Genomic DNA, 12531 nt, shown 5'->3' on the forward strand with positions numbered 1-12531 from the left:
AGGGGCACCTATGGGACTCGAAGAGAAACTGCCTAGCGGCTTCGTACTGACCACTGTTGAGCAGGCCGCGGGCTGGGTGCGCAAGGCGTCCGTCTTCCCCGCCACCTTCGGCCTCGCCTGCTGCGCCATCGAGATGATGACGACGGGTGCGGGCCGCTACGACCTGGCCCGGTTCGGCATGGAGGTCTTCCGCGGCTCCCCGCGCCAGGCCGACCTGATGATCGTGGCCGGCCGGGTCAGCCAGAAGATGGCGCCGGTCCTGCGGCAGGTCTACGACCAGATGCCCAACCCCAAGTGGGTCATTTCCATGGGGGTTTGCGCCTCATCGGGCGGAATGTTCAACAATTACGCAATTGTTCAGGGCGTTGACCACATTGTTCCGGTTGATATCTATCTGCCCGGTTGCCCACCCCGCCCCGAGATGCTGATCGACGCGATCCTCAAGCTCCACCAGAAGATCCAGGGCTCCAAGCTCGGGGTCAATCAGGTGGAAGCGGCCCGCGAGGCCGAGGACGCGGCCCTCAAGGCGCTCCCCACCATTGAGATGAAGGGGCTGCTGCGGTGAGCTCTCCCGAAACTCCGGACACCCCCGAACAGAACGGCGTGCCCGCCCCGCGCGGGAACACCGGCGACGTCATCGGCGTACGCAAGGGCATGTTCGGCGCGGCCGACGGCGGTGACACCAGCGGCTACGGCGGCGTCATCAAGACCGTCACCCTGCCCGGTGCCACCTCGCGCCCCTACGGCGGCTGGTTCGACGAGGTCGCCGACGAACTCGAAGGCGCCCTGGAGGAGCAGGACCTGCTCCCCGAGAACGCCATCGAGAAGACGGTCGTCGACCGCGGCGAGCTCACCTTCCACGTCGCGCGCGAGCACCTCGTCCGCGTCGCCCGCACCCTGCGCGACGACCCCGCCCTGCGCTTCGAGCTCTGTACGGGCGTCAGCGGCGTCCACTTCCTCGGGGACAAGGGGCGCGAGCTGCACGCCGTCTACCACCTGCGCTCGCTCACCCACGGCCGGCTCATCCGGCTCGAAGTGAGCGCTCCGGACAGCGACCCCCACGTCCCCTCGCTCGTCGAGGTCTACCCGACCAACGACTGGCACGAGCGCGAGACCTACGACTTCTTCGGTCTCGTCTTCGACGGCCACCCGTCGCTCACCCGGATCATGATGCCGGACGACTGGCAGGGCTTCCCGCAGCGCAAGGACTACCCCCTCGGCGGCATCGCGGTCGAGTACAAGGGCGCCCAGATCCCGGCTCCGGACCAGCGGAGGTCGTACACCTGATGTCCACTTCGAACGGAACGTCGCACGCTTCGGCCAGGGAGACCACCGAGGGGACCGTATATACGGTCACCGGTGGCGACTGGGACGACGTCGTCCAGTCCGCGGCCAAGGCCGACGACGAGCGCATCGTCGTCAACATGGGCCCCCAGCACCCCTCCACGCACGGCGTGCTCCGGCTGATCCTGGAGATCGAGGGCGAGACCGTCACCGAGGCCCGCTGCGGAATCGGTTATCTCCACACCGGCATCGAGAAGAACCTCGAATTCCGCACCTGGACGCAGGGCACCACCTTCGTCACGCGCATGGACTACCTGACGCCGTTCTTCAACGAGACGGCGTACTGCCTCGGCGTCGAGAAGCTCCTCGGCATCACCGAGCAGATCCCCGACCGGGCCTCGGTCATCCGCGTCCTGCTCATGGAGCTCAACCGGCTCTCCTCGCACCTGGTGTGCATCGCCACCGGCGGCATGGAGCTCGGCGCGACCACGATCATGATCTACGGTTTCCGCGACCGCGAACTCATCCTCGACCTCTACGAGTTGATCACCGGCCTGCGCATGAACCACGCGTTCATCCGCCCCGGCGGCCTCGCCCAGGACCTGCCGGCGGGCGCCGTGGACCAGCTCCGCGAGTTCGTGAAGACCATGAAGAAGAACCTGCCGGAGTACGACAAGCTCGCCACCGGCAACCCCATCTTCAAGGCCCGCATGCAGGATGTCGGCTACCTCGACCTCACCGGCTGCATGGCGCTCGGCGCCACCGGCCCGATCCTGCGCTCCGCCGGTCTTCCGCACGACCTGCGCAAGACCGACCCGTACTGCGGCTACGAGAACTACGAGTTCGACGTCCCCACCACCGACACCTGCGACTCCTACGGCCGCTTCCTGGTCCGCCTCGAAGAGATGCGCCAGTCGCTCAGGATCGTCGAGCAGTGCCTGGACCGCCTGGAGCCCGGCCCGGTGATGGTCGAGGACAAGAAGATCGCCTGGCCCGCGCAGCTCGCGCTCGGCCCGGACGGACTCGGCAACTCGCTCGACCACATCAAGCAGATCATGGGCACCTCGATGGAGTCCCTCATCCACCACTTCAAGCTGGTGACCGAGGGGTTCCGGGTGCCGGCGGGCCAGGCCTACACGGCCGTCGAATCGCCCAAGGGCGAACTCGGCGTGCACGTCGTCTCCGACGGCGGCACCCGCCCCTACCGGGTCCACTTCCGCGACCCGTCCTTCACCAACCTCCAGGCCATGGCGGCGATGTGCGAGGGCGGCCAGGTCGCCGACGTCATCGTCGCCGTCGCGTCCATCGACCCCGTGATGGGAGGCGTCGACCGGTGACCGACATCCAATTGGGCATGCCCCAACTGCCCGCGCCCGACTACCCGGCCGATGTACGCGCCCGGCTCGTAGCGGACGGCAAGGAGATCGTCGCCCGCTACCCCGACAGCCGCTCCGCGCTACTGCCGCTGCTCCACCTCTGCCAGGCGGAGGAGGGATTCGTCTCGCGCACCGGCATGGCCTTCTGCGCGGAGCTCCTGGAGCTGACGACGGCCGAGGTCACCGCGGTCGCCACCTTCTACTCCATGTACCGGCGCAAGCCGTCCGGCGAGTACCAGGTCGGCGTCTGCACCAACACGCTCTGCGCGGTGATGGGCGGCGACGCCATCTTCGACGAGCTGAAGAGCCATCTGGGCGTCGGCAACAACGAGACGACCGACGACGGCAAGGTCACGCTCGAACACATCGAGTGCAACGCGGCCTGCGACTTCGCGCCCGTCGTGATGGTCAACTGGGAGTTCTTCGACAACCAGGACCCCGAGAGCGCCAAGCGTCTCGTCGACGACCTGCGCGCCGGCCGCCCCGTCGAACCGACCCGGGGCGCCCCCCTGTGCACGTACAAGGAGACCGCGCGGATCCTCGCCGGCTTCCCCGACGAGCGCCCCGGCGCCGTGGCCGCGACCGGCGGCGCAGGCCCCGCCTCGCTCGCCGGGCTGCGGCTCGCCAAGGGCGAGACACCGGGCGCACGCGTGGTGCACCCGCGCGGCGGCCAGGAGCCGCAGGACCGACCCCAGCCGGGCTCGCACCACTTGAGCTCGCACGACGCACCGCAGCAGACCTCGGCGTCCGACCCCGAGCACCCGGCGGGCCCGGTCTCCGAGGAGGGGAAGTGATGACCTTGGCCACCGAGATCGAAGGCAACGGGAACGGAAGCCCGGAGAAGCTCCTGGCACCCGTCCTCTCCGCCTTCTGGGACCAGCCCGATTCGTGGACCCTGGACACCTACCGGCGCCACGACGGCTACGAGGGCCTGCGCAAGGCACTCGCCATGACCCCGGACGACCTCATCGCGTACGTCAAGGACTCCGGTCTGCGCGGCCGCGGCGGCGCCGGCTTCCCCACCGGGATGAAGTGGCAGTTCATCCCGCAGGGCGACGGCAAGCCGCACTACCTCGTCGTCAACGCCGACGAATCGGAGCCCGGGACCTGCAAGGACATCCCGCTCCTGTTCGCCAACCCGCACTCCCTCATCGAGGGCATCGTGATCGCCTGCTACGCGATCCGCTCCTCGCACGCCTTCATCTACCTGCGCGGCGAAGTCGTCCCCGTACTGCGGCGGCTGCACGAGGCCGTGCGCGAGGCGTACGAGGCGGGCTTCCTCGGCAAGGACATCCTCGGCAGCGGCCTCGACCTCGAACTCACCGTGCACGCGGGCGCCGGCGCGTACATCTGCGGCGAGGAGACCGCGCTCCTGGACTCCCTCGAAGGCCGTCGCGGCCAGCCCCGGCTCCGGCCCCCCTTCCCCGCGGTGGCCGGTCTGTACGCGTGCCCCACTGTGGTGAACAACGTCGAATCCATCGCGTCGGTTCCCGCGATCCTGAACCGGGGCAAGGACTGGTTCAAGTCGATGGGCAGCGAGAAGTCCCCGGGTTTCACGCTGTACTCGCTCAGCGGGCACGTCACGAGCCCCGGCCAGTACGAGGCGCCGCTGGGCATCACCCTGCGCCAGCTGCTCGACATGAGCGGCGGGATGCGCAAGGGCCACCGGCTCAAGTTCTGGACGCCGGGCGGCTCCTCCACCCCGATGTTCACCGACGAGCACCTCGACGTGGCCCTCGACTACGAGGGTGTGGGCGCGGCCGGCTCGATGCTCGGCACCAAGGCGCTCCAGTGCTTCGACGAGACGACCTGCGTGGTGCGGGCCGTCACCCGCTGGACCGAGTTCTACGCCCACGAGTCCTGCGGCAAGTGCACGCCCTGCCGTGAAGGGACCTACTGGCTGGTCCAGTTGCTCCGCGACATCGAGGCCGGCAAGGGCTCGATGGACGACCTCGACAAGCTGAACGACATCGCCGACAACATCAACGGCAAGTCGTTCTGCGCGCTCGGCGACGGCGCCGCCTCGCCGATCTTCTCTTCGCTCAAGTACTTCCGCGACGAGTACGAGCGGCACATCACGGGCAAGGGCTGCCCCTTCGACCCCGCCAGGTCCACGGCCTGGGCGGACGACAGCACGGAGGTGAACGCATGACTGTGACGACGAGTAGCGCTTCCTCCGGGGGCGGCGAGGCGGCCGTGCCGCCGGAGGATCTCGTCTCGCTGACCATCGACGGCGTCGGCATCAGCGTCCCCAAGGGCACTCTGGTGATCCGCGCCGCCGAACAGCTCGGCATCGAGATCCCGCGGTTCTGCGACCACCCCCTGCTCGACCCGGCCGGCGCCTGCCGCCAGTGCATCGTCGAGGTCGAGGGCCAGCGCAAGCCGATGGCGTCCTGCACCATCACCTGCACCGACGGCATGGTGGTCAAGTCCCAGCTCTCCTCGCCGGTCGCCGAGAAGGCCCAGCGCGGGGTGATGGAACTCCTCCTGATCAACCACCCGTTGGACTGCCCGGTCTGCGACAAGGGCGGCGAATGCCCCCTGCAGAACCAGGCGATGCAGGTCGGCTCCGCGGACTCGCGCTTCGAGGGCCACAAGCGCACCTACGAGAAGCCGGTCCCGATCTCCACCCAGGTGCTCCTGGACCGCGAGCGCTGCGTGCTGTGCGCGCGCTGCACCCGCTTCTCCAACCAGATCGCCGGCGACCCGATGATCGAGCTGATCGAGCGGGGCGCGCTCCAGCAGGTCGGCACCGGCGAGGGCGACCCGTTCGAGTCGTACTTCTCCGGCAACACCATCCAGATCTGCCCGGTCGGCGCGCTGACCTCGGCGGCGTACCGCTTCCGCTCCCGCCCCTTCGACCTGGTGTCGTCGCCCTCGGTGTGCGAGCACTGCGCGGGCGGCTGCGCGACCCGCACCGACCACCGGCGCGGCAAGGTCATGCGCCGCCTCGCGGCGGAGGACCCCGAGGTCAACGAGGAGTGGATCTGCGACAAGGGCAGGTTCGGCTTCCGGTACGGACAGCAGCACGACCGGCTGACCACGCCGCTGGTGCGCAACGCCGAGGGCGTGCTCGAACCGGCGAGCTGGCCCGAGGCGCTGGAGGCCGCGGCCACCGGGCTCGCCGCCGCGCGCGGCCGGGCCGGAGTCCTCGTCGGCGGACGGCTCACCGTCGAGGACGCGTACGCCTACGCCAAGTTCGCCCGGACCGTCCTCGACACCAACGACATCGACTTCCGGGCCCGGACGCACTCCGCGGAGGAGGCCGACTTCCTGGCGGCCCGCGTCGCCGGCCGGGGCCGTGACCTCGACGGGCGGGGCGCGACCTACGCCTCCGTGGAACAGGCACCGGCCGTCCTCCTGGTGGGCTTCGAGTCCGAGGAGGAGGCGCCCGGCGTCTTCCTGCGGCTGCGCAAGGCCTGGCGCAAGCACGGCCAGCGCACCTTCTCGCTCGCCACCCACATGACGCGGGGCCTCGCGAAGGCGGGCGGCACCCTGCTGCCCGCCGCGCCCGGCACCGAGACCGAGTGGCTCGACGCGCTCGCGGGCGGCGTCGGCCTCGACGACGACGGCGCGAAGGCGGCCGAGGCCCTGCGCTCCCCGGGCGCCGTCCTCATCGTGGGTGAGCGGCTCGCGGGCGTGCCCGGCGCGCTGACCGCCGCGGTGCGCGCGGCCTCCGCCACCGGCGCCGAACTGGTGTGGATCCCGCGCCGGGCCGGCGAGCGCGGCGCGGTGGAGGCGGGCGCGCTCCCGTCGCTGCTGCCCGGCGGCCGCCCGGCCACCGACCCGCGCGCCCGCGACGAGGTCGCCGGCGCCTGGGGCGTACGCGAACTTCCGCACCGCTACGGCCGCGACACCGGACAGATCGTCGAGGCCGCCGTCACCGGCGAACTGGGCGCGCTGCTCGTCGCGGGCGTCGACCCGGCCGACCTGCCGGACCCGGCGCGGGCCCGCCAGGCCCTCGAAGGCGCCTTCGTGGTCAGCCTCGAACTGCGGCCGAGCGCGGTCACCGCCCACGCGGCGGTGGTCTTCCCGGTCGCCTCCGTCACCGAGAAGTCCGGTGCCTTCCTCACCTGGGAAGGCAGGGCCCGCCTGTTCGAGGCCGCGCTCAAGCCGGAGCAGATGACCCGCACCCTGGCGCCCACCGACGCGCGGGTGCTGCACATGCTGGCCGACGCGGTCGCCGACGCCGCGGGCACCGACGACGGCGGCCGGTTCGCCCTGCCCGACGTCCACGCCGTGCGGCGCGAGATGACGCGGCTCGGCACCTGGGACGGGCCGCGCGCGAGCGAGCCCCTGGAGACGGCGCTGGCGCTGCCCCGGCCCGCCGAGGGCGAAGCCGTCCTCGCCGGGCACCGGATGCTGCTCGACCAGGGCTCGCTCCAGGCGGGCGACGAGGCGCTGGCCGGCACCCGGCACGCGGCCGTCGCCCGGCTCTCGGCGGCCACCGCGGCCGAGGCCGGCGTCAAGGACGGCGACCTGCTCCAGGTCACCGGCGCGTCCGGCGGTGTCCAACTCCCGCTCCAGGTGAGCGAGATGCCCGACCGGGTGGTGTGGCTGCCGCTGAACTCCGTCGGAGGCGGGGTCGCCGCCGACACCGGCGCGGTCCCCGGACAGGTCGTCCGCATCGGACCGGCCGTTACGGATGCCCCCTCGGAGGTGGTGGAGGCGTGATCACGCTCGCTGCGGAGGACCTCTCCCTGTTCGGCCGCGACCCCTGGTGGCTCGTCGTCGTCAAGGCCGTCTTCTGCTTCGCGTTCCTCATGGTGACCGTGTTGTTCTCCATCGTGTGGGAGCGCAAGGTCGTCGCCTGGATGCAGCTGCGCATCGGCCCCAACCGGCACGGTCCCTGGGGCATGCTCCAGTCGCTCGCCGACGGCATCAAGCTGATGCTGAAGGAAGACGTCATCGTCAAGAGGGCCGACAAGGTCGTCTACGTCCTGGCCCCGATCATCGCCGCGATCCCCGCGTTCATGGCGATCGCCGTCATCCCGTTCGGGCCCGCCGGCAACGAGGTGTCGATCTTCGGCCACCGCACCACGATGCAACTCACCGACCTGCCGATCGCCATGCTGTACATCCTGGCCGTCGCCTCGGTCGGCATCTACGGCATCGTGCTCGCCGGCTGGTCGTCGGGCTCCACCTATCCGCTCCTGGGCGGCCTGCGCTCCTGCGCGCAGATGATCTCGTACGAGATCGCCATGGGCGCGGCCTTCGCCTCGGTCTTCCTCTACTCCGGGTCGATGTCGACCTCGAAGATCGTGGAGGCGCAGGGCGACCGCTGGTACATCGTGCTGCTGCCGGTCTCGTTCATCATCTACATCGTCACGATGATCGGCGAGACCAACCGGGCGCCGTTCGACATGCCGGAGTCCGAGGGCGACCTGGTCGGCGGCTTCAACACCGAGTACTCGTCGATCAAGTTCGCGATGTTCATGCTCGCCGAGTACGTCAACATGGTCACCGTCTCGGCCGTCTCGGTCACCCTCTTCCTCGGCGGCTGGCGCGCACCCTGGCCGGTCAGCACCTTCTGGGAGGGCGCGAACCACGGCTGGTGGCCGATGCTCTGGTTCGTCATCAAGGTCCAGCTGCTGCTCTTCTTCTTCATCTGGCTGCGCGGCACGCTGCCCCGGGTCCGCTACGACCAGCTGATGAAGCTGGGGTGGAAGGTCCTCATCCCGGTCTCCGTGGTCTGGCTGATGATGGTCGCGACCGTACGGGCACTGCACAACGAGGGCTACGGCTTCTCGAAGATCGTGCTGTACGTCGGCGGCGCCGTCGTCGCGCTGCTGCTGCTCTCCTTCGTCGCGGACGTGTTCCGGAGCAAGAAGGGGGAGGACGAGGAGGCGAAGACGCCGCCCGCCGCCTTCGACCCGATGGCCGGGGGATTCCCGGTGCCGCCGCTGCCCGGACAGACCCTTCCGCCCGTACCCCGCCGACGGCCGCGTCAGGAGCGCGAGTTGATTGTCAGTGGTGGGGCGGATACTCAGAGTGACGGAGAAGGAAGGGAGGGCGACGGTGTCTGACACGCCATCTGACAAGTCCTTGAGCAAGAAGTCGGCGCAGCCGGCGAAGGCCGGGCAGCCGGCCGGGTCGCAGGAGTCGCAGGACAAGTTCCTCAACCCCGTGGCCGGCTTCGGCGTGACCTTCAAGGCCATGTTCAAGAAGCGGCTGACCGAGCAGTACCCGGAGACGCCGAAGGTCACCGCGCCGCGCTTCCACGGCCGCCACCAGCTCAACCGGCATCCGGACGGCCTGGAGAAGTGCATCGGCTGCGAGCTGTGCGCCTGGGCCTGTCCCGCCGACGCCATCTATGTGGAGGGCGCCGACAACACGGAAGAGGAGCGCTACTCGCCGGGCGAGCGCTACGGCCGCGTCTACCAGATCAACTACGCCCGCTGCATCCTGTGCGGTCTGTGCATCGAGGCGTGCCCCACCCGGGCGCTGACGATGACCAACGAGTTCGAACTGGCCGACTCCTCGCGCGAGAACCTGATCTACACCAAGGAGCAGCTCCTCGCCGGGCTCGACGACATTATGGTCGACAGTCCGCACGCGATCTACCCGGGCATGGACGAGCAGGACTACTACCGCGGCCTGGTCACCGAGGCCGCGCCCGGCACCGTCCGCCAGGTCGCGCTCAGCAAGGGGGAGCGGCCCCAGGAGGGCGCGTCCACCTTCGGTGACGACGAGCCCGCGTCCGGCAAGGCGGTGGGGGCATGAGCGCGCCCACCGAGCTGCTGGCCGCCGCGGCCTCGCACACCTCCACCGGTGAGGCCTTCCAGTTCTGGGTGCTCGGCACGGTCGCCGTGGTCGGCGCCCTGTGCACGATCCTCATGAGGAAGGCCGTGCACAGCGCGCTGTGCCTCGCCGGAACCATGATCATCCTCGCGGTGTTCTACCTCGCCAACGGGGCGTACTTCCTGGGCATCGTCCAGATCGTCGTCTACACCGGCGCGATCATGATGCTGTTCCTCTTCGTCGTCATGCTGGTCGGCGTCACCGCCGCCGACTCGCTGAAGGAGACCATCAAGGGCCAGCGCTGGTGGGCCGCGGCCTGCGGGCTCGGCTTCGGTGTGCTCCTCATCGCCGGCATCGCCAACGCCTCGCTCAAGAGCTTCAACGGGCTGGGCCAGGCCAACGCCAACGGAAACGTCGAGGGGCTCGCGACCCTCATCTTCACCAAGTACGTCTTCGCCTTCGAAATCACCGGCGCCCTCCTGATCACCTCGGCGGTCGGCGCGATGGTGCTCACCCACCGGGAGCGCACCGAGCGCGCCAAGACCCAGCGCGAGATGTCCGAAGAGCGCGTACGCGGCAAGCACCTGCCCCCGCTGCCCGCCCCCGGCGTCTACGCCCGGCACAACGCGGTGGACATCGCGGGCCTGCTCCCCGACGGCACCCCGTCCGAGCTCACCGTCAACCAGACCCTCCGCGGCCGCGGCCAGATCCGCGACGTCTCCAACGAGGCGCTCGCCGACCTCAAGGCGCTGGAGCAGCGCTCGGAGGGCCGGCTCGGCCGGGGCAACGACTCGGGACACGGCCGGGATGCCGGGCGCGACCACGACCTCGGGCGCGACCAAGAGGAGGCCGCCAAGTGAATCCGGTCAACTACCTCTATCTGGCAGCCCTGTTGTTCACCATCGGCGCCGCCGGGGTGCTCATCAGGCGGAACGCGATCGTGGTCTTCATGTGCGTCGAGCTGATGCTCAACGCCTGCAACCTCGCCTTCGTCTGCTTCTCCCGGCTGCACGGCAACCTCGACGGCCAGATCATCGCGTTCTTCACGATGGTCGTCGCCGCCGCGGAGGTCGTGGTCGGACTCGCGATCATCGTGTCGCTCTTCCGTTCCCGCCACTCGGCCTCGGTCGACGACGCCAGCCTGATGAAGCTGTAAGGGGTCGCTGCAACCGTGGGAAACACACAGAACCTCATCGCGCTGCTCATCGCGGCGCCCCTGCTCGGAGCCGCCGTCCTGCTGTGCGGCGGCCGGCGCCTCGACCGCGTCGGCCACTGGCTGGGCACCCTGCTCGCGGCCGCGTCCTTCGTCATCGGCGCGGTGCTCTTCTTCGACATGCTGGGCCGCTCCGCCGACCACCGGACGGTGACCCAGCACCTGTTCAGCTGGATCCCCGTCCAGGGCTTCCAGGCCGACGTCGGCTTCCAGCTCGACCAGTTGTCGATGACCTTCGTCCTGCTGATCACCGGTGTGGGCACCCTGATCCACATCTATTCGATCGGCTACATGGAGCACGACGAGAACCGCCGTCGCTTCTTCGGCTACCTCAACCTGTTCCTCGCGGCGATGCTCCTGCTGGTCCTCGCCGACAACTACCTGCTCCTGTACGTCGGCTGGGAAGGCGTGGGCCTCGCGTCCTACCTGCTCATCGGCTTCTGGCAGCACAAGCCCAGCGCGGCGACCGCCGCCAAGAAGGCCTTCCTGGTCAACCGGGTCGGCGACATGGGCCTGTCGATCGCCATCATGGTGATGTTCACGACGTTCGGCTCGTTCGCCTTCTCCACCGTCCTCGGCGGGGCCGGCCAGGCGAGTTCGGGGCGCGACACGGCGATCGGCCTGATGCTGCTGCTCGCCGCGTGCGGCAAGTCGGCGCAGGTCCCGCTCCAGTCCTGGCTCGGTGACGCGATGGAGGGCCCGACCCCGGTCTCGGCCCTCATCCACGCGGCGACCATGGTGACCGCCGGCGTCTACCTGATCACCCGCTCCGGCGCGGTCTTCAACGCGGTGCCCGACGTCCAGACGGTCGTCGTGGTCATCGGCGCGGTCACGCTCCTGTTCGGTGCGATCGTCGGTTGCGCCAAGGACGACATCAAGAAGGCCCTCGCCGGCTCGACGATGTCGCAGATCGGCTACATGGTCCTCGCGACCGGCCTCGGTCCGATCGGCTACGTCTTCGCGATCATGCACCTGGTGACGCACGGCTTCTTCAAGGCCGGGCTCTTCCTCGGCGCCGGCTCCGTCATGCACGGCATGAACGACGAGGTCGACATGCGCAAGTACGGCGGCCTGCGGAAGTACATGCCGGTCACCTTCGTGACCTTCGGCCTCGGCTACCTGGCGATCATCGGCTTCCCGGGCCTGTCCGGATTCTTCTCCAAGGACAAGATCATCGAGGCGGCGTTCGCCAAGGGCGGCACCGAGGGCTGGATCCTCGGCACGGTCACCCTGCTCGGCGCCGCGATCACCGCGTACTACATGACGCGCGTGATGGTGATGACCTTCTTCGGTGAGGAGCGCTGGAAGCACGCGAAGACCGCGTCGCCGGCCGAGCCGGACGTGGAGCCCGCCGCCGACACCCACGGCGCCCACGCCGAACCGCACCCGCACGAGTCTCCGAAGACCATGACGATCCCCATGATCGTCCTCGCCTTCGGATCGGTCTTCGCCGGCGGCATCTTCGGTATCGGCGACCGCTTCGTGAAGTGGCTGGAGCCCGTCACCTCCTTCTCCCACGGCGATTCGCCGGTCGGGGAGTGGACCGTCACCGGCGCCACCATGGTCTGCCTGCTGATCGGCGCGGGCCTCGCGATCGCCCAGTACGGCCGCAAGCCCGTGCCGGCCGTCGCCCCGCGCGGCTCGCTGCTCACCCGGGCCGCCCGCCGCGACCTGCTCCAGGACGACTTCAACCACGTGGTCCTGGTCCGCGGCGGCGAACACCTCACCCGCTCGCTCGTCTACCTCGACCACAGCCTGGTCGACGGAGTCGTCAATGGAACCGCCGCCTCGGTCGGCGGGCTCTCCGGCCGCCTGCGCAAGCTGCAGAACGGCTTCGCCCGCAGCTACGCGGTCTCGATGTTCGGAGGTGCTGTGGTGATCATCGCCGCGACTCTGCTGATGAGGGCGGTGTAACGC

At 69.5% G+C, this 12531-nt stretch carries 11 protein-coding genes; all 11 read left to right on the plus strand.

Going from position 1 to position 12531, the window contains the following annotated elements; genetic code table 11:
- Positions 1–10 precede the first annotated feature (10 nt).
- Genes OOJ98_RS16935 through nuoL form a run of 11 tightly spaced genes read left to right on the plus strand, consistent with a single transcriptional unit; the run spans position 11 to position 12528 of the window.
- Complete coding sequence (locus tag OOJ98_RS16935) at positions 11–565, plus strand: NADH-quinone oxidoreductase subunit B family protein (protein ID WP_267055746.1); 555 nt, start codon at positions 11–13, stop codon at positions 563–565.
- Positions 562–1287 carry an NADH-quinone oxidoreductase subunit C gene (locus tag OOJ98_RS16940; RefSeq protein WP_267055747.1) on the plus strand — a complete coding sequence of 242 codons (726 nt, stop codon included), beginning with the start codon at positions 562–564 and terminating at the stop codon, positions 1285–1287. Before OOJ98_RS16935 ends, OOJ98_RS16940 begins: the two co-directional genes overlap by 4 nt.
- Positions 1287–2621 carry an NADH-quinone oxidoreductase subunit D gene (locus tag OOJ98_RS16945; RefSeq protein ID WP_267055748.1) on the plus strand — a complete coding sequence of 445 codons (1335 nt, stop codon included), beginning with the start codon at positions 1287–1289 and terminating at the stop codon, positions 2619–2621. The genes OOJ98_RS16940 and OOJ98_RS16945 overlap by 1 nt, the downstream gene beginning before the upstream one ends.
- Before the next feature lie 17 nt (positions 2622–2638).
- Complete coding sequence (nuoE, locus tag OOJ98_RS16950; RefSeq protein ID WP_267056997.1) at positions 2639–3454, plus strand: NADH-quinone oxidoreductase subunit NuoE; 816 nt, start codon at positions 2639–2641, stop codon at positions 3452–3454.
- On the plus strand, positions 3454–4812 hold the full coding sequence (gene nuoF, locus OOJ98_RS16955) for an NADH-quinone oxidoreductase subunit NuoF (RefSeq protein ID WP_267055749.1): 1359 nt from the start codon (positions 3454–3456) through the stop codon (positions 4810–4812). The genes nuoE and nuoF overlap by 1 nt, the downstream gene beginning before the upstream one ends.
- Positions 4809–7334, plus strand: a complete 2526-nt coding sequence (locus OOJ98_RS16960) for an NADH-quinone oxidoreductase subunit G (RefSeq protein WP_267055750.1) — start codon at positions 4809–4811, stop codon at positions 7332–7334. The genes nuoF and OOJ98_RS16960 overlap by 4 nt, the downstream gene beginning before the upstream one ends.
- The gene (nuoH, locus tag OOJ98_RS16965) at positions 7334–8686 is read left to right on the plus strand and encodes an NADH-quinone oxidoreductase subunit NuoH (RefSeq protein WP_267056998.1); all 1353 of its coding nucleotides are present in this window, start codon (positions 7334–7336) and stop codon (positions 8684–8686) included. The genes OOJ98_RS16960 and nuoH overlap by 1 nt, the downstream gene beginning before the upstream one ends.
- A gap of 19 nt (positions 8687–8705) precedes the next feature.
- Positions 8706–9383, plus strand: a complete 678-nt coding sequence (gene nuoI, locus OOJ98_RS16970) for an NADH-quinone oxidoreductase subunit NuoI (protein WP_267056999.1) — start codon at positions 8706–8708, stop codon at positions 9381–9383.
- Entirely contained in the window at positions 9380–10261 is an 882-nt protein-coding gene (locus OOJ98_RS16975; protein ID WP_267055751.1) for an NADH-quinone oxidoreductase subunit J, read from the plus strand. The genes nuoI and OOJ98_RS16975 overlap by 4 nt, the downstream gene beginning before the upstream one ends.
- Positions 10258–10557: an NADH-quinone oxidoreductase subunit NuoK gene (gene nuoK / locus OOJ98_RS16980; protein ID WP_100578793.1), complete on the plus strand. Its 300-nt coding sequence runs from the start codon at positions 10258–10260 to the stop codon at positions 10555–10557. The genes OOJ98_RS16975 and nuoK overlap by 4 nt, the downstream gene beginning before the upstream one ends.
- A gap of 15 nt (positions 10558–10572) precedes the next feature.
- Positions 10573–12528 (plus strand): NADH-quinone oxidoreductase subunit L, encoded by a 1956-nt coding sequence (nuoL, locus tag OOJ98_RS16985; protein ID WP_267055752.1) that lies wholly within the window; start codon positions 10573–10575, stop codon positions 12526–12528.
- Positions 12529–12531: the final 3 nt, after the last annotated feature.

The sequence above is a fragment of the Streptomyces sp. NBC_00083 genome (assembly GCF_026343295.1).
Lineage (GTDB): Bacteria > Actinomycetota > Actinomycetes > Streptomycetales > Streptomycetaceae > Streptomyces.

Coding starts and splice junctions, on each gene's coding strand:
- OOJ98_RS16935 (WP_267055746.1), top strand. CDS start 11: ATGGGACTCGAAGAGAAACTGCCTAGCGGCTTCGTACTGACCACTGTT.
- OOJ98_RS16945 (WP_267055748.1), top strand. CDS start 1,287: ATGTCCACTTCGAACGGAACGTCGCACGCTTCGGCCAGGGAGACCACC.
- nuoE (WP_267056997.1), top strand. CDS start 2,639: ATGCCCCAACTGCCCGCGCCCGACTACCCGGCCGATGTACGCGCCCGG.
- nuoF (WP_267055749.1), top strand. CDS start 3,454: ATGACCTTGGCCACCGAGATCGAAGGCAACGGGAACGGAAGCCCGGAG.
- OOJ98_RS16960 (WP_267055750.1), top strand. CDS start 4,809: ATGACTGTGACGACGAGTAGCGCTTCCTCCGGGGGCGGCGAGGCGGCC.
- OOJ98_RS16975 (WP_267055751.1), top strand. CDS start 9,380: ATGAGCGCGCCCACCGAGCTGCTGGCCGCCGCGGCCTCGCACACCTCC.